The organism is Sneathiella sp. HT1-7 (assembly GCF_020731145.1).
Taxonomy (GTDB): Bacteria; Pseudomonadota; Alphaproteobacteria; order Sneathiellales; family Sneathiellaceae; genus Sneathiella.
The window spans coordinates 938115-956629 of sequence record NZ_JAJFZN010000001.1 but is presented as its reverse complement, the minus strand read 5'-3'; the positions used below and the strand labels follow the sequence as shown (position 1 = coordinate 956629).

21 protein-coding genes are annotated in these 18515 nt (G+C 53.7%); 8 read left to right on the top strand and 13 right to left on the bottom strand.

From position 1 onward, the window contains the following. Window positions 1-8: 8 nt before the first annotated feature. Window positions 9-968 (bottom strand): EamA family transporter RarD, encoded by a 960-nt coding sequence (gene rarD, locus LKE13_RS04590; RefSeq protein WP_227948552.1) that lies wholly within the window; start codon window positions 966-968, stop codon window positions 9-11. Window positions 969-1249: 281 nt separating this feature from the next. Between rarD and dnaK the strand changes: the two genes are divergently transcribed. The 3 genes from dnaK (at window position 1250) to dapB (ending at window position 5289) form a co-directional block, all read left to right on the top strand. Further along, the gene (gene dnaK, locus LKE13_RS04585) at window positions 1250-3169 is read left to right on the top strand and encodes a molecular chaperone DnaK (RefSeq protein ID WP_227948549.1); all 1920 of its coding nucleotides are present in this window, start codon (window positions 1250-1252) and stop codon (window positions 3167-3169) included. Between the two features lie 101 nt (window positions 3170-3270). Next, window positions 3271-4395 carry a molecular chaperone DnaJ gene (gene dnaJ / locus LKE13_RS04580; protein WP_227948547.1) on the top strand — a complete coding sequence of 375 codons (1125 nt, stop codon included), beginning with the start codon at window positions 3271-3273 and terminating at the stop codon, window positions 4393-4395. A 90-nt stretch (window positions 4396-4485) separates the two neighbouring features. Beyond that, window positions 4486-5289: a 4-hydroxy-tetrahydrodipicolinate reductase gene (gene dapB, locus LKE13_RS04575; RefSeq protein ID WP_415776497.1), complete on the top strand. Its 804-nt coding sequence runs from the start codon at window positions 4486-4488 to the stop codon at window positions 5287-5289. Here dapB and LKE13_RS04570 read toward each other — a convergent pair. After that, entirely contained in the window at window positions 5253-5789 is a 537-nt protein-coding gene (locus tag LKE13_RS04570; RefSeq protein WP_227948543.1) for a DUF2244 domain-containing protein, read from the bottom strand. The two genes, dapB and LKE13_RS04570, sit on opposite strands and share 37 nt — an antisense overlap. A 58-nt stretch (window positions 5790-5847) precedes the next feature. On the opposite strand from LKE13_RS04570, the gene nth reads away from it, so the two are divergent. Next, window positions 5848-6483 (top strand): endonuclease III, encoded by a 636-nt coding sequence (gene nth, locus LKE13_RS04565; protein WP_227948541.1) that lies wholly within the window; start codon window positions 5848-5850, stop codon window positions 6481-6483. A gap of 24 nt (window positions 6484-6507) precedes the next feature. Here the strand turns inward: nth and LKE13_RS04560 are convergent, their stop codons facing one another. The 3 genes from LKE13_RS04560 to LKE13_RS04550 all read right to left on the bottom strand — a co-directional run bounded on the left by LKE13_RS04560 (window position 6508) and on the right by LKE13_RS04550 (window position 9195). Further along, window positions 6508-7008 carry a hypothetical protein gene (locus tag LKE13_RS04560; RefSeq protein WP_227948539.1) on the bottom strand — a complete coding sequence of 167 codons (501 nt, stop codon included), beginning with the start codon at window positions 7006-7008 and terminating at the stop codon, window positions 6508-6510. After that, window positions 7008-7694 (bottom strand): EI24 domain-containing protein, encoded by a 687-nt coding sequence (locus LKE13_RS04555; RefSeq protein WP_227948536.1) that lies wholly within the window; start codon window positions 7692-7694, stop codon window positions 7008-7010. Before LKE13_RS04555 ends, LKE13_RS04560 begins: the two co-directional genes overlap by 1 nt. A gap of 79 nt (window positions 7695-7773) precedes the next feature. Continuing rightward, window positions 7774-9195 (bottom strand): amidase, encoded by a 1422-nt coding sequence (locus LKE13_RS04550; protein ID WP_227948535.1) that lies wholly within the window; start codon window positions 9193-9195, stop codon window positions 7774-7776. A gap of 98 nt (window positions 9196-9293) precedes the next feature. On the opposite strand from LKE13_RS04550, the gene LKE13_RS04545 reads away from it, so the two are divergent. Then, complete coding sequence (locus LKE13_RS04545) at window positions 9294-10292, top strand: adenosine kinase (RefSeq protein ID WP_227948533.1); 999 nt, start codon at window positions 9294-9296, stop codon at window positions 10290-10292. A 17-nt stretch (window positions 10293-10309) separates the two neighbouring features. Further along, window positions 10310-12028, top strand: coding sequence for an adenylate/guanylate cyclase domain-containing protein (locus LKE13_RS04540; protein ID WP_227948532.1), 1719 nt, complete (start codon window positions 10310-10312; stop codon window positions 12026-12028). Here the strand turns inward: LKE13_RS04540 and LKE13_RS04535 are convergent, their stop codons facing one another. The 8 genes from LKE13_RS04535 to LKE13_RS04500 all read right to left on the bottom strand — a co-directional run bounded on the left by LKE13_RS04535 (window position 12029) and on the right by LKE13_RS04500 (window position 16466). Beyond that, window positions 12029-12406 carry a histidine triad nucleotide-binding protein gene (locus LKE13_RS04535; RefSeq protein WP_227948531.1) on the bottom strand — a complete coding sequence of 126 codons (378 nt, stop codon included), beginning with the start codon at window positions 12404-12406 and terminating at the stop codon, window positions 12029-12031. It abuts the gene before it with no gap. Beyond that, entirely contained in the window at window positions 12396-12749 is a 354-nt protein-coding gene (locus LKE13_RS04530) for a phosphoribosyl-ATP diphosphatase (protein ID WP_227948529.1), read from the bottom strand. Before LKE13_RS04530 ends, LKE13_RS04535 begins: the two co-directional genes overlap by 11 nt. Beyond that, window positions 12746-13519 carry an imidazole glycerol phosphate synthase subunit HisF gene (gene hisF, locus LKE13_RS04525; protein WP_227948527.1) on the bottom strand — a complete coding sequence of 258 codons (774 nt, stop codon included), beginning with the start codon at window positions 13517-13519 and terminating at the stop codon, window positions 12746-12748. Before hisF ends, LKE13_RS04530 begins: the two co-directional genes overlap by 4 nt. Further along, on the bottom strand, window positions 13512-14246 hold the full coding sequence (gene hisA, locus LKE13_RS04520; protein ID WP_227948870.1) for a 1-(5-phosphoribosyl)-5-[(5-phosphoribosylamino)methylideneamino]imidazole-4-carboxamide isomerase: 735 nt from the start codon (window positions 14244-14246) through the stop codon (window positions 13512-13514). Before hisA ends, hisF begins: the two co-directional genes overlap by 8 nt. After that, complete coding sequence (locus LKE13_RS04515) at window positions 14224-14796, bottom strand: GNAT family N-acetyltransferase (protein ID WP_227948525.1); 573 nt, start codon at window positions 14794-14796, stop codon at window positions 14224-14226. The genes hisA and LKE13_RS04515 overlap by 23 nt, the downstream gene beginning before the upstream one ends. 1 nt (window position 14797) lies before the next feature. Next, entirely contained in the window at window positions 14798-15439 is a 642-nt protein-coding gene (gene hisH / locus LKE13_RS04510) for an imidazole glycerol phosphate synthase subunit HisH (protein ID WP_227948522.1), read from the bottom strand. A 41-nt stretch (window positions 15440-15480) separates the two neighbouring features. Further along, window positions 15481-16080 carry an imidazoleglycerol-phosphate dehydratase HisB gene (hisB, locus tag LKE13_RS04505; protein WP_227948520.1) on the bottom strand — a complete coding sequence of 200 codons (600 nt, stop codon included), beginning with the start codon at window positions 16078-16080 and terminating at the stop codon, window positions 15481-15483. 110 nt (window positions 16081-16190) lie between these two features. Then, window positions 16191-16466, bottom strand: a complete 276-nt coding sequence (locus LKE13_RS04500) for a hypothetical protein (protein ID WP_227948518.1) — start codon at window positions 16464-16466, stop codon at window positions 16191-16193. A gap of 174 nt (window positions 16467-16640) precedes the next feature. Here LKE13_RS04500 and hslV point away from each other — a divergent pair, with 174 nt between their 5' ends. Both hslV and hslU read left to right on the top strand, forming a co-directional pair. Continuing rightward, window positions 16641-17201 (top strand): ATP-dependent protease subunit HslV, encoded by a 561-nt coding sequence (gene hslV / locus LKE13_RS04495; RefSeq protein ID WP_227948516.1) that lies wholly within the window; start codon window positions 16641-16643, stop codon window positions 17199-17201. Beyond that, window positions 17194-18504, top strand: a complete 1311-nt coding sequence (hslU, locus tag LKE13_RS04490) for an ATP-dependent protease ATPase subunit HslU (RefSeq protein WP_227948514.1) — start codon at window positions 17194-17196, stop codon at window positions 18502-18504. Before hslV ends, hslU begins: the two co-directional genes overlap by 8 nt. Window positions 18505-18515 lie beyond the last annotated feature (11 nt).

Below are 18515 nucleotides of genomic sequence, written 5' to 3'. Positions count from 1 at the left end.
GTTACACCTTATTGTGCCGCGGGGCGACGCCGCCCCCGGTAGCCATCCACACTGTAAATAATCAATCCAAGCCAGATCAGTGCAAAGGCAAACAGCCGCGACTGATCGAACGGTTCATTGTAAAGATATATCGCGATAAAAACATGCATGGTCGGCGAGAGATACTGCAATATGCCGATCGTTGTGAATTTCAGGTATTTTGCCGCAGTCGTGAAAAGAATAAGCGGTGTTGCCGTCACCACGCCTGTCCCGATCAGCAACAGTAAAGTGTTCGTATCAAACAGAAACCCTGTTGGCGTTTCCGTTGAGGTCGCGGGATCCGCAGTAAACGTCAAATAAAGCAGAAACCCGAGCGCCACTGGAAACAACAAGGTTGTTTCGACAACCAGTCCAACGGCGCTGTCCGCACCGGCCTTCTTGCGAAGCAGGGCATAAAACCCGAAGGAAAATGCGAGAACAAGGGCAATCCAAGGCAGATAGCCAACCTGTATCGTCAGGATGGTTACCGCCGCGACAGCACATAAAATAGACACCGTCTGCCATTTATTGACCCGCTCACCCAGAAAAATCATGCCAAGCACGATATTAACCAGAGGATTAATATAATAACCGAGACTTCCTTCCAAAATGCGATCGTTGGATATAGCCCAGACGAAAGTCAACCAGTTACCTCCAATAAGCACTGTGGTCAGCACAAAGACGTAAAGCCGGCGCGGATCCCGGTAGATTTCCAAAAGCTGGCCGATTTTGCGGGTTGATGCAATTAGCAACAGAACCAGCACCGAAGACCAGATGATACGATGGGAAATAATCTCTATCGGCGAAACATGCGAGAGCCATTTAAAATACACCGGCGACCAGCCCCAGACGAGGAAGGCGCCAAACGCACTCAATAGTCCGCGGGTTTCATCCGGCGAAAATAAGCTGGAGGCAGCGCGATTGCCGCGGCTGGGTGGTTCGGACGTCACACGGATTCCCTGTTATGATCTTTGATTATATCTTCTATTGCTCGTATCAGAGCCCGGTGACAAGGTAAAGTGAGGATTAAGCATGGCAGACATACCGCCATTTTGGGCCGCTTCGACTTTTCGCAAATTTAACTTTATGTCCATGCACGGCCACTCCGGCCCTTGCACTGAATTTGTTTCGAACTTATATACACGGCAACAGACTTACACGTTTTAAATCCTGGGGATCACTATGGTGCATAAGTTGGCTATTTTGATCTGCCAATATTAAAGAGGATATGATGGCTAAAGTAATCGGAATTGACTTGGGAACGACCAACTCCTGCATCGCCGTTATGGATGGCAAGAATGCAAAGGTCATTGAGAATTCAGAAGGCGCGCGGACGACTCCATCAATGGTCGCCTTTACGGAAGACGGCGAAAAGCTCGTCGGACAATCCGCCAAGCGTCAGGCGGTGACAAACCCGCAAGATACCTTCTTCGCGATCAAGCGGCTTATCGGTCGCCGGTTCGACGATAAAACTACTCAAAAAGATAAAGCGATGGTCCCTTACGAGATCGTCAAGGCCGACAATGGCGACGCCTGGGTCGAATCCCGCGGCGAGAAATACTCCCCAAGCCAGATTTCAGCCTTCATTCTTCAGAAAATGAAGGAAACAGCAGAAAGCTATCTTGGTGAAACCGTTAGTCAGGCCGTAATTACGGTTCCTGCCTATTTCAACGACGCGCAGCGTCAGGCAACCAAGGATGCAGGCAAGATCGCCGGCCTTGAAGTCCTGCGTATTATCAACGAGCCAACAGCCGCGGCCCTTGCATACGGCATGGACAAAGCGAACCAGACCGTTGCGGTTTATGACCTGGGTGGTGGTACGTTTGACGTATCCATCCTTGAGATCGGTGATGGCGTCTTTGAAGTGCGCTCCACAAATGGAGATACTTTCCTCGGTGGTGAAGACTTCGACCTGAAACTGGTCGACTATCTCGCCGATGAGTTCAAGAAGGAGCAGGGCATTGACCTGCGCTCTGACAAGATGGCATTGCAGCGCCTGAAGGAAGCCGCCGAAAAAGCGAAGATTGAGCTGTCATCCTCCCAGTCAACGGAAATTAACCTGCCCTTTATCACGGCGGATGCCTCCGGCCCGAAGCATATGCAGCTCAAACTGACCCGGTCACAGTTCGAACGTCTAGTCGAAGATCTGGTCAAGCGCACGCTCGCTCCCTGTGAGAAAGCGCTGAAAGACGCTGGAATGCAAAAAGGCGAAATCGACGAAGTCATTCTCGTTGGCGGCATGAGCCGTATGCCGCAGGTTATCGAAACCGTTAAAAACTTCTTTGGTCGCGAACCCCACAAGGGCGTGAACCCAGACGAAGTGGTCGCTATTGGTGCCGCCATTCAGGCAGGCGTTCTACAGGGTGACGTGAAAGACGTTCTGCTGCTCGACGTGACACCGCTTTCCCTCGGTATCGAAACGCTGGGAGGTGTCTTTACCCGTCTCATCGACCGGAATACAACGATCCCGACGAAGAAGAGCCAGACTTTCTCAACTGCCGAAGACAACCAGCAGGCCGTGACCATCCGGGTGTTCCAGGGTGAGCGCGAGATGGCGGCCGACAACAAGTTGCTTGGCAACTTCGACCTGACCGAGATCCCGTCGGCACCGCGTGGTGTGCCTCAGATCGAGGTGACCTTCGATATTGATGCGAACGGTATCGTCAATGTTTCGGCGAAAGACAAGGGCACGGGTCGGGAACAGAAGATCCAGATTCAAGCCTCCAGTGGTTTGAGCGAATCTGATATCGACCAAATGGTCAAGGACGCCGAAGAGCATGCCGCCGAAGACAAGGCCCGCAAGGAAAAAGTCGAAGTCTTGAACCAGGCCGATAGCCTTGTTCACGCGACGGAGAAAACCCTTGAAGAGGCCGGTGATAAAGTAGGCGACGACGTCAAGGCGCCGATCCAAACTGCACTCGAAGAGCTGAAAGAAGCCAAGGAAGCCGACGACGTCGAGGCCATCAAGGCCAAGATGGAAGCGTTACAGGCAGCGTCGATGAAGCTCGGTGAAGCACTCTATGCTCAATCGCAAGAGGGTGGAGAGACGGGCGAAGCGAGTGCCGAAGGCCAGGAACAAGGCGAAGCCTCCGATGATGATGTCGTCGACGCTGACTTCGAAGAGGTCGACGAAGATAAAAAAGACAAATAAGGATTTATTAGAGGAAAACCGCTAAAATCCTGTCTTCCAAACATACCGCCTCGGTCCCAAAAATCCGGATCGAGGCGGCATTCGTTAAGTGATTGATACTAATGGCCAAACGCGATTATTACGAAATACTTGAGGTGGAAAGCAATGCTGACGCCACTGTGATAAAATCCGCCTATCGCAAGAAGGCGATGCAATATCATCCGGACCGCAACCCCGGTGATAGCAGTGCAGAAGCCGCCTTCAAGGAAGTCAATGAAGCCTACGAAATTTTAAAAGATCCGCAAAAGCGCAGTGCCTACGACCAATATGGTCATGCCGCCTTTGAAAATGGTGGCGGCCCCGGTGGCGCTCAGGGCTTTGGCGGCGGGTTCAGCGATATTTTCGAAGACCTGTTCGGCGATTTTATGGGCGGCCAGCAAAGTGGCCGCAGCCGCGCCCCACGTGGATCTGACCTGCGCTATAACCTCGAAATCTCCCTTGAAGATGCCTATCACGGCAAAAAAATGGAACTGAAAATCCCGACAACCGCACCTTGTGAAAGCTGTGACGGGTCGGGCGCGGAAGCTGGATCAGAACCGGCAGCCTGCGATACCTGTCAGGGAATGGGCAAAATCCGTGCGCAGCAAGGCTTCTTCACCATAGAGCGGACCTGCCCAACCTGTCAGGGGCAAGGGCAGGTTATCAAGAACCCTTGTAAAACTTGCCATGGACAGGGCCGAGTGAACAAGGAAAAAACCCTTTCAGTCAATATTCCGGCCGGCGTCGATGACGGCAACCGCATTCGCCTCTCCGGCGAGGGCGAGGCGGGCATGCGTGGCGGACCGCCCGGCGATCTTTATATTTTTCTGACTGTCGCGGATCATCGGATTTTCCAGCGCGATGGTCAGAACATACATTGCCGTGTTCCCATTCCACTCACAACCGCGGCGCTGGGTGGCGATATTGAGGTCCCAACTCTGGAGGGCGCGCGCGCAAAGGTCAGCATTACCGCAGGCACCCAGTCAGGGCGCAAGTTCCGGCTGCGCAGCAAGGGCATGCCGATCATGAATTCCCATAGCCATGGCGATATGTATATCCACACGATCGTGGAAACGCCGGTCAATCTAAGCAAACGCCAAAAGGAGTTGTTGAAGGAATTCGAGGCAGAGGGCAAGGGTGCCCATAGCCCTGAATCCGAAGGCTTCTTTTCCCGCGTTAAGGATTTCCTTGCCGACCTGAAAGACTAGCGAACCTCTACTTCAATACCATCTCGCCACAATCGTCCGACTGTGCTACATCCTGTGGCGCGATAAAAAGGGTATTGTGACATGAGCGATTTGAAAATTGGTATTGTTGGCGCGGCAGGCCGTATGGGCCGGATGCTGGTGAAACAGGTGAGCGAAACCGCAGGTTGCGAGATTTGCGGCGGGACAGAACCTGCAGGTTCCCCAGACATTGGCAAGGATGTCCATGCTCTCGCCGGGTTGGAACCCTCCGGCATTCTGATTGCTGAGAACACAGAAAATCTTTTTGGTGAAGCCGATGCGGTGATTGATTTTACTGCGCCCGCCGCCTCTGTCGCGCATGCGAAACTCGCCGCAAAGAGCGGTAAAATCCTTGTCATCGGAACAACAGGCCTCAGCAATGAACAGCAGGCGGAAATTACCGCTTGTGGTGACAGTGCCGTGATTGTTCAGGGTGCGAATATGAGCCTCGGTGTCAATCTACTCGCCCAGCTCACGCGGAAAGTCGCCACCATATTGGATGATGAGTTTGACGTCGAGATCCTTGAGATGCACCATCATCACAAAGTCGACGCTCCGTCGGGAACAGCCTTGCTGCTCGGAAAGGCCGCCGCCGCCGGACGCGGCGTCCAGCATAACAATGTAGCTGATCGCGGCCGGGACGGTATCACCGGCGCTCGCAAGCGCGGCGACATCGGTTATGCGGTGTTGCGCGGTGGAAATGTCGTGGGCGATCATACGGTGATCTTCGCCGCCGAGAATGAACGGATCGAGTTGACCCACAAAGCAGGAGATCGTTCCATATTTGCCCGTGGTGCCGTGCGTGCGGCGCTCTGGGCGAAAGACAAACCAGCTGGAAATTACGATATGATGGACGTGCTCGGGCTCGGCGACTGAAGAACGCCGCCCTTGCGGTACGTATCAAGAGCTGTCGCGATCAGCCCCTGAACTTCGATCTTCTCATCCTCACCGAGGAAATTGCCAATCTCGTAGGATTTGCCCCGGTTCGTCACACATAGCTGCCCCCGCTCGATCATCGTCCGCGACCAATAGGCATCGAACGCCTCTATTTTCTCTGCACCATCGGGCGCAATGCGCGTAATAGTGAACAGGTCCTTGTGAATTTTTATCGTCTCATAGCGCCGGGCCGCACGAAAATTGAGCCGGAAAGCGTAATAGATCAATAGCGCGTCTAGTCCAAAAAAACCAAAAACCGGCCAAGCGCCCATTGATAGGAACAACAGCCCGGAAACGAAGCTGATAAGGGCGACACTACTCATCAGGATAACAAAGCCAGATTGCGACAGACTGCGGTTCGGATGAAGCGACATAAAGAAAGACCCTTCCGCGCCAGTCTGCGCGTCATCTTCTTCCATTCTGTCATCTACTGTCGGCATCGCTCAATCCTCCAGATTGATTATTGCGCATAAATTCCACCTATGCCAATAACATAGGATGAAAAAAGCCGATATCCGCGAATTTTTTCGCCGCCTTGAAGAAAATAATCCCGAACCGGAAGGGGAGTTGAATTATGTCAACTCCTTCACATTGCTTGTCGCGGTGGTCCTCTCGGCGCAGGCGACGGATGTCGGGGTGAACAAGGCGACAGGGCCACTGTTTGCCATTGCCGACACGCCAGAGAAAATTCTTGACCTCGGCGAGGATACGCTGCGCGATTATATCAAGACCATCGGGCTTTATAAAACCAAGGCGAAGAACGTCATCAAGCTCTGTGAGGCTTTGATACGCGATCACAACAGCGAAGTACCCCAGACTCGTGAAGAACTTGAAAAACTGGCAGGCGTTGGCCGGAAAACGGCGAATGTCGTACTCAATATTGCCTTTGGACAGCCGACAATCGCCGTAGATACCCATCTTTTCCGGCTTGGCAATCGCACAGGTCTTGCGCCCGGCAAAACTCCGCTGGAAGTCGAGAAAAAACTCGAAAAAGCAATCCCGAAAGAATATCTCCGCCATGCGCATCACTGGCTGATCCTGCATGGACGATATATCTGCAAGGCGCGCAAACCCGAATGCTATCGTTGCATCGTCGCTGATCTTTGCGCGTACAAGGGAAAAACAGTCGCGTAAAGCCTCGGCCGGCCCAATGTGCCGTCAGGACGCCTTTTTCGCAACAAAGGTCTCTTCCGCACCAACGGCCTTGAGGTGATCGTTGAAGCATTGCTTACGATCCAGGTCAGAAAAATTTTCAATGCTGCGCCCATTGATGGCAATATGCCGGACGACAAGCGCCTCCCCGGAGGTTCCCGGATAGAAAAATAAATGCAGTGCACAACCCTGCGCAAGATACTGCCAGACTTCCGCCGGACTATCTTGCCTCAGCAGGTTGGGATCGCCGAACGCATTTTTTATCTCCGTTGACGTTTTGCCGATTACAACGGCTGGCTCCAGCAATATGCGGGGCTTAATCGCGGCAACGACCGGCGGTTTGAGGGCCGGCTTAGGAACGACGGATTTCGACGTGGATTTTTGCGGCGCGAATATTGCCGCGGCTTTCTTTGGCTTCTCAGTCTCAGGCTGAGAGGCCGTCGGGCTTTGTGCACAAGCTGACAGGCCAAACAAAAGCACCGCACAAATCGCCGTGAACCTTTTCATCAGGTAACAAGCTCGCGGCTTTTAGGCACGCTTCCCGCCCGCTTCTTATAGAGATGGACCATGGCCGCCGTCGCAATGATCGGTGCGATCAGATTGAGAATCGGAATGGTCAGTGAGAAAGCGATGACAATTCCCATTAAATAAAGCTCCGATGCGTTGGTCTTGCGCAGGCGAGTTACTTCCTCCACGTCGTGATGACGGATCGCTACCATCTGGAAATATTCGCGAGAGATCAGGTAGCCATTCAGCAGGTAATAAACGAATAGGTTGATGACCGGGATGAAATAAAGCGGCAATACAATAATATTACAGACAATGACCAATGCCAGAAATTTAACCGCATCCCAGATGCTCGAAAGGACCGGGACATCATGGGCGGGCTCATCATCGGGATAGTGCTTCTTCTCCACCGCGTCGGAGATGTCGTCGAGAAACAGGCCGATCAGGGCACTGATCACCAGCGGAAACAGAAAAAATCCACCGAGCAGAAATCCGAGGCCCGCAAGAAAACTGATCGCCGTGTTGATCCAGCCATATTCAAATTCGGGAACAAGGGAGAAAGCCTCCGTTGCTCCAAAGCCGACAAGAATGAAAATACCGGCGGTCAGTGCCAGCGCCCTCAAAAGAACTGACCGGAATGCCTTATCGTCGAGCTGCGCGATGGCCTTACTGATTGCAGAAAACAAAATACGCCCTTTTCAGTCTAACGAACCAAGTCCCGGATTATGTATGTATTTCCCGGCCCATGTGCAAGATTTTAACGCCCTACGCCGGTGTAATTGGATTGATCGGCACCCGCGACGCATAATCGTGATCCCGCTCAAACACATAGGCCGCCTGCAGGACACGGTCCTCGCGTGCATTCGGTCCCATGATTTGAAGGCCCACAGGAAGGCCACTTTTCGTATATCCGCAGGGGATTGATATGACCGGGCAGTTGGTCACTGTCAACATGGACGGGAGCGCCAGCCACGACATATAATTGTCGAATTTGACCCCGTTCACTTCCTCAATATAGCGCAGCTTATGGGGAAAAGCCGGGACGATAGACGTTGGTGTAAGCAGGAAGTCATACTCAGAGAAAAAGGCAACAACCCGCTGATAAAGATTGCCCTGCGCCCGCTGCGCCGCACCAATGTCGTCAGCATTTAGCTTTGCGCCCTTCTCGATATTCCAGATAACCTCAGGCTTCAGCTTCTCGCGATGCTCCGAAAGGAGGGGCGCGTGGTTGGCGATAAAGATTTGAGCCCGCAGGGTCTGGAAAATCTCCTCCGCATCGTGCAGGTCGGGACAGGCTTCTTCCACCCCGCGGCAATAGCGCGCAAAATCCTCCGCTGCTCTGGCACAGATATCGGCAACTTCTGGATCGACGGGGCATTGGCCCAGATCTGGACTATAAGCAATACGGCCAAACTTCGGGATATCCTTCAGGCTATCCACGTAAGTCGTCTCTGGCGCAGGCAAACTGCTCGGATCAAGAATATGCGAGCCCGCCATCACATCGAGGAACAGCGCCGCGTCTGGCACATTGCGGGCCATCGGCCCCTCCACCGGATAGGTCGAGAACGGCAAACCCAACGGGCCATGGGCGATCCGCTTTGGCGACGGACGCAACCCCACAATACCGGTGAAACTCGCCGGTGTCCGAAGGCTACCGCCCAAATCACTCCCTTGCGCAAGCCAGACCTGCCCGGCCGCGAGTGCCGACGCGGCACCGCCAGAGGATCCCCCCGGCGTCCGTTCCGTGTTCCAGGGGTTGGTTGTGGTGCCAAATACCTCATTAAAGGTCTGACCGCCCGCGCCAAATTCCGGCGTGTTCGACTTGCCGACAACGATACCACCTCTTTCCTCCAGACGCTCCACCATGACATCAGAAAAATCAGCAACCCTGTCCGCGAAAATGGGTGAGCCGGAGGTGAAACGAACATCTTTAACCGGAGTCAGGTCTTTGATTGCGATGGGAAGCCCGTGCAAATGTAGATCAGGCCGCTCAGACGGGTTTTCCTTTTCCAGCCTGGCCGCATGCGCACGTGCGCGATCAAAACAGAGCGTCGGCATGGCGTTGACGGCATCATCGGTTTCCTTGATCCGTGCCTCGGACGTATCAAGAAGTTCCCGCGGCGAGACTTTTCCGTCTTTCAGGAGGCCAACAACCTCCGTTGCCGTCATTTTTACCAAATCCGTCATCTGTTTCCTCCTAAATCGCAATGCGACGCAAAGCGTTCTTGCCCCTTTGGTTCGAGCGACTATACTCCCCCGATGCCAGAGTAACGAGCGGGAATATTATGACGAAGCGGATGTTTGACACAACCTGTATTGGCAATGCCATTGTCGATGTTATCAGTAAAACCGATGACGCCTTTCTGGAGGCGGAAAATCTTGTAAAAAATTCGATGAACCTTATCGATATGGTCCGCGCAGAGGAACTCTATGCGAAGATGAAATCGGCAATCGAGATGTCCGGTGGATCGGCAGGAAATACAGCAGCGGGCATTGCCTCACTTGGCGGTGCATGTGCCTATGTCGGGAAGGTCCGTAATGATCAGCTCGGTGATATTTTCACCCATGATATCCACGCCGCCGGCGTCACGTTCGAAACCGAACAATCGTCAAATGGCGCAGCAACCGCACGCAGCCTCATCCTAGTAACGCCGGATGCGCACCGAACGATGAACACTTATCTCGGCGCCTGTATCGAGCTTGGGCCGAACGATATCGACCCGGAGATTATCGCCGCCTCGAAAGTGACCTATATGGAAGGGTATCTGTGGGATCCGGAAAATGGCAAACAGGCTTTTCGTAAAGCAGCTGAAATTGCTCACGCGGCGGGCCAGCAAGTCTCCCTCACTCTGTCCGACAGCTTCTGCGTTGATCGCTACCGCGCGGAGTTTCAGGAATTTATCGAAGGCGGCGTCGATATTCTCTTTGCAAATGAAGATGAAATAAAATCCCTTTATGAGACGGATGATTTCGATGCCGCGCTGGGCGCCGTGCGCGAACAGGTGGAAATCGCCTGTCTGACACGGAGTGAAAAAGGCTCAATCATCGTCAAAGGGTCGGAGGTTCATACAATTCCCGCCGACAAGGACATTGAAGTTGTTGATACCACGGGCGCAGGTGATCTGTTCGCCGCCGGTTTTCTTTACGGCTACACCAATGGACATGATCTCGCCACAAGCGGGCGGATCGGCTCAATGGCGGCAGCGGAGATCATTAGCCATTACGGCGCCCGTCCGACAGCGGATTTGAAGGAATTGCTTCAGAAAAAACTCGCGGCCGCATAAATGCAAGGGCATAGCGGATGACATTGCCAAAGGGCCTGAAACGACAAACAGCAACGTTAAGGATGGCCCTTCGGCCGGACCGGCTCAGGCTGGTAAGCGGCCTTGTGCTAATGATCTTTCTGGCAGGTCATCTTATTAATCACGCGCTGGGCCTCATTTCCCTGAACGCGATGGAGATGGGCCGGGACATTTTTCTTAGCTTCTGGCGGAGCATACCCGGTACAATCCTGTTGTTGGGCGCCATAATCCTTCATATCGCACTGGTGTTTTACAAGCTACTTCGTCATCGCTCCTACCGCCGCCTTGCGGGCAAGGATGTCTTACAAATCATCCTCGGACTTTTAATTCCGCCACTTGTTCTTCTGCATATCATCGGCACCCGCGTCGCCCATGAGGTTTACGGCGTCGACGATAGCTATAGCTATGTGCTGTTCAGCTTGTGGGTCGCGACTCCGATTCAGGCGCTGCTGCAAAGTCTTGGGCTCGTGATTGCCTGGCTGCATGGCTGTATGGGCATTCATTTCTGGCTTCGGCTCAAGCCATGGTACGACAAGACATTTCCCCTCCTCTATAGCCTTGCTCTGATCTTGCCGATTGTCTCTTTGAGCGGGTTTATTAATGGCGCGAATGAATTGGAAAGACTGAATGCTGATGCCGTCTGGCGGGAAACCTTTTTCGCGCGCCTCGATTTACCGCCAGACCTTATCGGCTGGGCTTATTCGACCCGGGATATCGGTTTTCAGGTTATGTTCGCGGCGCTTGGCCTGCTCATCCTAAGCCGGATCTACTGGACAATCCGCTACCGTCGACGCAAGGTAAACGCCATTAGCTATCCGGATGAGAAGACAGTTCTCGCAACGCCAGGCCTGTCTATTCTAGAGGCAAGCCAACTTGGCAGTATTCCCCATGCCTCGGTTTGCGGCGGTCGGGGCCGCTGCTCCACCTGCCGCGTCCGAATTTTGAAGGGATGGGATAAATTGAACCCGCCGAGTGACAAGGAAACAGCCGTTCTACGTCGCGTCGGCGCCCCGCTGGGGACTCGCCTCGCCTGTCAGAGTATTCCCTCTGGAGACGTGTCGGTCATTCCGCTTCTACCGGCGACTGCCACCGTGCGTCAGGCCTTTAATCAACCTGCCTATCTGCAAGGGCAGGAGAAGGAAATCGCAATCCTGTTCGCAGATTTACGTGCCTTCACCAAATTTTCCGAGCAAAAACTACCCTATGACGTGGTGTTCGTGATCAACCAGTATTTTCGGCATATGGGTGAGGCGATCGAGGCAAATGGCGGTCATCTCGATAAATTCATTGGGGATGGCGTCATGGCGCTGTTTGGCTTGAACGAAAATAGCAAAACCGCCAGCCGCATGGCCTTGAACGCCGCCCGGTCAATGTCTAAAGAGCTTGAAATAATGAACGAGAATCTCAAATCAGATCTACCGGTACCGCTTAGAATCGGCATCGGAATCCATGTCGGGCAAGTAATCGTCGGTCAGATGGGGTATGGCATTGCTACCTCTATCACCGCCATCGGCGATCCGGTCAATACGGCAAGCCGTCTCGAATCATTGACAAAGGAATATTCCAGCCAGCTTATTTTTTCGGACAAGGTGGCAAATCTCGTGGCGGAGGATTTCTCGGAGCTAGCCCATGAAAGCACTGAAATCCGCGGGCGGGTTGAACCACTCGGCATCTATATTGTTGAAGACGCCCAGCGCCTTCCCTACTTCACGGTCTGATCAGTCGCCCGACATTCCTTCAGTCATGCCAGCCTCACCCAGTGGCTTGCCAGACATGATATGAATATGGAAATGCGGTACCAGCTGGCCGGAATTCTTGCCCGTATTGGCGACCAATCGATAGCCATCCTCACGCAGGCCAAGCTGATGCGTAATCTCGACAACCTTGGCAAAGAAATTGCTGACCTCCTCCGGTGAGCCATTGATCACGAAATCATCCATATCGATATAAGGGCGCTTCGGGATCACCAGAACATGGATTGGCGTTCTGGGCGCGATATCGTTGAACGCGAGAATGCTTTCATCCTCATAAACAGTGGTATTGGGAAGTTCGCCTCTCAGTATTTTGGCAAATATATTGTCGTTATCATACGCCATTTTTCTTCTCTCCGTCGGTTTTTCGCGCCGCCTTCTCTGCCAGGCCGGACTGGCCTTCACGCGCCTCTAATTTGGCATAGATATCGGCCGGGTCAACATCCGCATTCGCCCAAAGAACGGATAAATGATAGAGGAGATCCGCGCTCTCAGAAATAATTTCATCACGATCCTCAAGTGCCGCCGCGATGGCAAGCTCAACGGCCTCTTCCCCCACCTTCTGGGCGATCTTAGCGCTGCCCTTCGTGTAGAGCTTGGCAGTATAAGAGCTTGTCGGATCACTTCCTTTGCGCGCCGCCACAGTTGCATACAGTCTGTCCAGGCCGGATAGTTCTTCATTACTCATGCCGCGTCCTCTTCCAGGCGAACCGCGATGCCGGCATCCCGCATCGCCTCTTTCGCCTCTCTGATCGTGAATTCACCAAAATGAAAAATCGACGCCGCAAGAACTGCCGTCGCATGGCCATCACGAATACCTTCCGCCAGATGATCGAGAGTACCCACACCACCTGATGCAATGACGGGTATGGGTATGGCATCGGCTACTGCACGCGTGAGCGGAATATTAAAGCCCGAGCGCGTGCCATCACGATCCATGGAGGTGAGCAGAATTTCACCCGCGCCATAGTCCGTCATCTGTTTGGCCCATGCCACAGCATCAATACCCGTCGGCTCCCGTCCGCCATGAGTAAAAATCTCAAACTTGTCGGGTCCGGTCTGCTTGGCGTCAATGGCGACAACGATGCATTGGCTGCCGAACTGCTCCGCCGCCTCGCGCACAAATTCAGGGCGCTTGACCGCCGCACTATTGATCGACACCTTGTCCGCTCCCGCCAACAGGAGTTTGCGCACATCCTCTACTTGCCGCACGCCACCGCCGACAGTGAGCGGCATAAAGCAATGCTCCGCCGTCCGCCGCACCACATCATAAATCGTTTCACGGTTGTCCGATGTGGCGGTGATGTCGAGGAAACAAAGCTCATCCGCTCCTTGTGCGTCATAAACCTGCGCCTGCTCAACGGGATCACCTGCGTCAATCAGATCGACAAAATTCACGCCCTTGACGACACGGCCATCCTTCACATCAAGGCAGGGTATGACGCGAGCTTTAAGCATTTTCACGCCTCACAAGCTCCAGCGCCGCGGCAGGGTCAATCCGTCCGTCATAAAGCGCTCGGCCGATGATAACTCCTTCGATCCCACTTTCTTTCACGGCGAGAAGTTTCTCAATATCGACGATGGAGGCCACACCGCCGGACGCAATTACCGGAATGGAAATCGCCGCGGCAAGATCGCGCGTTGCCTCAACATTCACACCCTGAAGCGCGCCATCGCGATCAATGTCGGTATAGATAATAGCCTCAACGCCTACATCCTCAAATTTGCAGGCGAGATCAAGGGCGGAGGTTTCGCTTGTCTCCGCCCAACCTTCCACGGCGACCATGCCTCCCCGCGCATCAATCCCGACAGCGATATGACCCGGAAATTCCTTGCAGGCTGCCTTCACCAGCCCCGGATCCCGCAGCGCGACAGTGCCGAGAATTACCCGGCTCAATCCTTTGCCAAGCCACATCTCAATAGTCGCAAGATCACGAATGCCGCCACCCAACTGCGCTGGCACATCGGTAACAGCTAGAATTTTCTCAACAGCCGCCGCATTGACCGGCTTACCCTCAAATGCCCCATTCAGATCAACAAGATGCAGGCGTTCGAAGCCCGCTTTCTTGAACGCGAGCGCTTGATCCGCCGGGTCGGTATTGAAGACCGTCGCCGCGTCCATTTCGCCGCGAAGTAGGCGGACGCAGTTGCCATCCTTCAGGTCAATTGCCGGATAGAGGTTCATCACGCTTTAGCTCCGCCAGTTCTTTTTTATAGTAAAATCCATCGACATACCGCTCCCCATTCCAGGCATAGTTTGTCTTGGATGCCCATTTCTCATAGCCATTCGCCTCAAGGAGGGCAATGGCCGCCGTCTGGGTTTCGCGCACATCCACTTCCAGGATCTTGATGCCCTGCTCCTTTGCACTGTTTTCAATTACAGCGAGAAGGCCGATGGCAAGCCCATAGCCGCGCGCATAGGGCGCGATGAAGAAGGTGGCCACCTGTCCGATATGGGCGCCCGCCTCGTTATTGGAAAAGGGCTTCAAAAGCTGGCCGGAACCGACGATGCGTCCTTCAAAACGGGCGCAGTAAAGCTCCCGTACCGGTACCATCAACACGCCTTTCCAGAAATTCTCCTGCACGGCGCGGCGCGGCGGCGTCAGCCAGCCAAACCCGTTTCCGTCAAGAATAGCCTCCTCCGCCGCTTCGCAAAGATCGTCCATATCAGCCTGATCGAGTTCCTTGATCGCTTCGATCACTGGCTGCTGGATATGCCTGGTCCTATCCACCATGTTAAGGGTTCCACCGTAAAAAATTTGCAATGAGCCGAAGGCCCGTCTCCTGGCTTTTCTCAGGATGAAACTGTGTGCCAATCATATTATCCCGGCCGACAATCGCCGTGACCGGCCCCCCATAATCGACGGTTGCCAGAATATGGTCCGGGTCATGTGCTGCGAGGTGATAGCTATGTACGAAATAGACATGCTGACCACTTGCAATCCCGTCAAAGAGCGGATGGGCTGCCTGAACCTGTAGCTCGTTCCAGCCCATATGCGGAATTTTCAGGCCCGGATCATCGGGCGCTAGATTTACGACATCCCCGCCGATCCAGCCAAGCCCCTCCGTCGTGCCATGCTCTATTCCCTGGCTCGCCATCAGCTGCATCCCCACGCAGATACCGAAAAACGGGCGTCCCTTTTCAATGACAGCCTCCTGCAAAGCGTCCGCCATGCCATCAAGGGCAAGGAGGCCGTTCTTGCAAGCGCGAAAAGCCCCTACACCAGGCAAGACAATCCGGTCGGCGGCAGCAACTTCATTCGCATCACTCGTGACATTGATCTTTATGGATAGATTGCTTTCACGGCAGGCACGCTCAAATGCCTTCGCAGCCGAGCGCAGGTTCCCCGAGCCATAATCAATGATTACTGTTTCCATATCCGGTACAATTTCTCCCGCGCGTGCGCGGTGGTTCGAAGCTAGAGGCTGCCGCCCAGTACTCCCTTGGTGGAGGGGACAGCATCGGCGCAACGCGGATCAATTTCTATGGCATCACGCAAGGACCGCGCCAACGCCTTAAAGCAGCTTTCCACGATATGATGATTATTGGTGCCATAGAGATTTTCAACATGCAGCGTGATCCCGGCAGCCTGCGCAAACGCCTGAAACCATTCCTTGAAAAGTTCCGTATCCATCTCTCCAAGCTTGTCACGGCTGAATTCCACCTTCCAGATCAGATAAGGTCGGTTGGAAATGTCAAGCGCCACCCGCGTCAATGTCTCATCCATCGGGATATGTGCTTCGGCATAGCGGCGAATGCCTTTTAAATCACCGAGAGCTGCCGCAAAGGCCTCCCCGATGGCAATGCCGCTATCCTCCGTTGTATGGTGAAAATCGATATGCAAATCGCCATCCGCGCGCACTTTTAGGTCCATCAGGCTGTGGCGAGAAAGCTGTTCCAGCATATGATCGAGAAAACCGATACCTGTCTTGACATCATACACTCCCGTACCGTCAAGATTGAGTTCAACCTCAATGCTGGTTTCCTTCGTTTTCCGCTTAACCGTTCCTACGCGCATGAATTTTCCTTTCAGCCAGGCCGCTTACCGCGTCAATACCTGGCGAGGATATAGCAGGAACGGTGCAGAAATCCAAGCCTTAGAGACAACGACAATTGCGAAAGATCGAGTTACAGGGTTGCGTCATCGTTGCGTACGGGCGCAACGGCTGCCGCTCCAATCTGCACATTTGTGTGTGGGCCAGATATCGCTGTTGCATTTCCACCATTCTTAATGACCTCTTCGGCAAGATTGAGGGCAAATTCGATGCGATCCGCGAGCTCCCTGTAGTTGTCTTTCAGCGCATCGGCATGAATATAACTTAGTATCTCGAATATTGCCCGAAGGTTCGAGGCGCGTTCGGCAGCATCATCAATTGTTTCTGTTTGATCACTTACAGTTTCCATCAATCTCTCCTTTTTTCAGCGTCCATATCGGGAAAATGACGTTCCACCTGCGTGATTGTGAAGAAAGGCACGGCCAAAAATACATGCATCATCAAGGACAAAGCCCTTTGCACCTTGACCCGTGCGGCAAAATAGTTACATCGTCATGGCAAGTTCAAAAAATGAAGAGTATCTATGTCCGAAAAAAATGAAAGCTGGCACGGGACGACAATCTTGTCCGTGCGCAAGAACGGAACCGTGGTCGTTGCCGGTGATGGTCAGGTATCGCTTGGTCAGACAGTAATTAAGTCCAACGCCCGAAAAGTCCGCCGTATCGGCGCAAAAAATGATGTCATCGTAGGGTTCGCCGGTGCGACGGCTGACGCCTTTACGCTATTTGAGCGGCTGGAAGGCAAGCTGGAGCAGCATCCGGGTAACCTGACCCGCGCCTGCGTCGAGCTCGCGAAAGACTGGCGGACGGATAAATATCTCCGTCGGCTGGAAGCCATGATGGCCGTTGCCAACAAGGATGTTTCCTTGATCCTCACCGGAACGGGCGACGTGCTGGAACCGGAAGACGGGATCATCGCCATTGGATCAGGCGGCAACTACGCTTTGTCCGCAGCGCGAGCCCTGATGGATCGCGAGGATATGGAAGCGAAAGACATCGCCCAGAAAGCCATGTCGATAGCCGCCCAGATCTGCGTCTACACCAACGAAAATGTTATCATCGAAAGTATCGGTAAGAATGACTAATTTATCACCGCGGGAAATCGTCTACGAACTGGACCGCTACATCATTGGCCAGTCGGACGCCAAGAAATCCGTTGCCATTGCCCTGCGTAACCGCTGGCGTCGGCAGCAGTTACCCGAAGACCTGCGCGAAGAAGTGCTGCCGAAAAATATTCTTATGATCGGTCCGACTGGCGTCGGTAAAACGGAAATCTCCCGCCGCCTTGCCAAGCTGGCCCATGCGCCCTTCCTGAAAGTCGAGGCTACCAAGTTTACAGAGGTTGGTTATGTCGGTCGCGATGTGGAGCAAATCATCCGGGATCTGATGGAAATCGCGCTCAATATGGTGCGCGAGGACCAACGCAAGCAGGTAATCGCCAAAGCGGAACTCGCCGCCGAAGAGCGAGTGCTTGATGCGCTGGTCGGTGATAAAGCCTCCCCCGATACACGACAGAAATTCCGCAAGATGCTGCGCGAGGGCGAACTGGACGACAAGGAGGTCGAGTTGGAACTGGTTGATACCGGAAACGGTGGCATGCCAACTTTCGATATTCCGGGAATGCCGGGTGCCCAGATGGGAATGCTCAACCTCAACGACATGCTCGGCAAGCTTGGCGGACCGCGTACAAAACCCCGCAAGATGCCTGTGAAGGACAGCTACAAAGTTCTCATAGACGAGGAAAGCGACAAACTACTCGATGAAGATGCTGTCGTCCGGGATGCCATCAAGCTTGTTGAAAACAATGGCATCGTTTTCCTCGATGAGATAGACAAAATTTGTGCCCGAAGTGACCGTCAGGGCGCGGATATCAGCCGCGAAGGCGTGCAGCGCGACCTGCTACCGCTGATCGAAGGCACGATTGTCAGTACAAAATACGGCACGGTCCGCACGGATCATATCCTGTTTGTTGCCTCCGGTGCGTTCCATATCGCCAAGCCATCAGATTTGCTGCCCGAACTTCAGGGACGTTTGCCGATCCGGGTGGAACTGCGCGCACTGACCAAGGATGACTTCAAACGTATCCTGACAGAGCCGGAAGCGAGCTTGATCAAGCAGTATGTCGCTTTGATGGAGACGGAGGAAGTACATCTTAACTTCACCGATGACGCGATCGAGGCAATTGCCGCCATTTCCGCCGATGTAAATGCCGCAGTTGAGAATATCGGTGCGCGGCGGCTGCATACAGTGCTGGAGCGTGTGCTGGAGGAGATCAGCTTTCAGGCATCCGATAAAGGCGGCACTGTCATCAATATCGACAAGGAATATGTCGAGGAGCATCTCGGCGAGCTTGCGACGAATATGGACCTTTCCAAATTCATCCTTTGATCTGAGGCGAG

Bases quoted from the DNA above. Each gene is read 5' to 3' on its own strand.
- dnaK (WP_227948549.1), top strand. From the start codon at position 1,250: ATGGCTAAAGTAATCGGAATTGACTTGGGAACGACCAACTCCTGCATC.
- dnaJ (WP_227948547.1), top strand. From the start codon at position 3,271: ATGGCCAAACGCGATTATTACGAAATACTTGAGGTGGAAAGCAATGCT.
- LKE13_RS04570 (WP_227948543.1), bottom strand. From the start codon at position 5,789: ATGCCGACAGTAGATGACAGAATGGAAGAAGATGACGCGCAGACTGGC.
- nth (WP_227948541.1), top strand. From the start codon at position 5,848: ATGAAAAAAGCCGATATCCGCGAATTTTTTCGCCGCCTTGAAGAAAAT.
- LKE13_RS04560 (WP_227948539.1), bottom strand. From the start codon at position 7,008: ATGAAAAGGTTCACGGCGATTTGTGCGGTGCTTTTGTTTGGCCTGTCA.
- LKE13_RS04550 (WP_227948535.1), bottom strand. From the start codon at position 9,195: ATGACGGATTTGGTAAAAATGACGGCAACGGAGGTTGTTGGCCTCCTG.
- LKE13_RS04545 (WP_227948533.1), top strand. From the start codon at position 9,294: ATGACGAAGCGGATGTTTGACACAACCTGTATTGGCAATGCCATTGTC.
- LKE13_RS04540 (WP_227948532.1), top strand. From the start codon at position 10,310: ATGACATTGCCAAAGGGCCTGAAACGACAAACAGCAACGTTAAGGATG.
- LKE13_RS04535 (WP_227948531.1), bottom strand. From the start codon at position 12,406: ATGGCGTATGATAACGACAATATATTTGCCAAAATACTGAGAGGCGAA.
- LKE13_RS04530 (WP_227948529.1), bottom strand. From the start codon at position 12,749: ATGAGTAATGAAGAACTATCCGGCCTGGACAGACTGTATGCAACTGTG.
- hisF (WP_227948527.1), bottom strand. From the start codon at position 13,519: ATGCTTAAAGCTCGCGTCATACCCTGCCTTGATGTGAAGGATGGCCGT.
- hisA (WP_227948870.1), bottom strand. From the start codon at position 14,246: ATGAACCTCTATCCGGCAATTGACCTGAAGGATGGCAACTGCGTCCGC.
- LKE13_RS04515 (WP_227948525.1), bottom strand. From the start codon at position 14,796: ATGGTGGATAGGACCAGGCATATCCAGCAGCCAGTGATCGAAGCGATC.
- hisH (WP_227948522.1), bottom strand. From the start codon at position 15,439: ATGGAAACAGTAATCATTGATTATGGCTCGGGGAACCTGCGCTCGGCT.
- hisB (WP_227948520.1), bottom strand. From the start codon at position 16,080: ATGCGCGTAGGAACGGTTAAGCGGAAAACGAAGGAAACCAGCATTGAG.
- LKE13_RS04500 (WP_227948518.1), bottom strand. From the start codon at position 16,466: ATGGAAACTGTAAGTGATCAAACAGAAACAATTGATGATGCTGCCGAA.
- hslV (WP_227948516.1), top strand. From the start codon at position 16,641: ATGTCCGAAAAAAATGAAAGCTGGCACGGGACGACAATCTTGTCCGTG.
- hslU (WP_227948514.1), top strand. From the start codon at position 17,194: ATGACTAATTTATCACCGCGGGAAATCGTCTACGAACTGGACCGCTAC.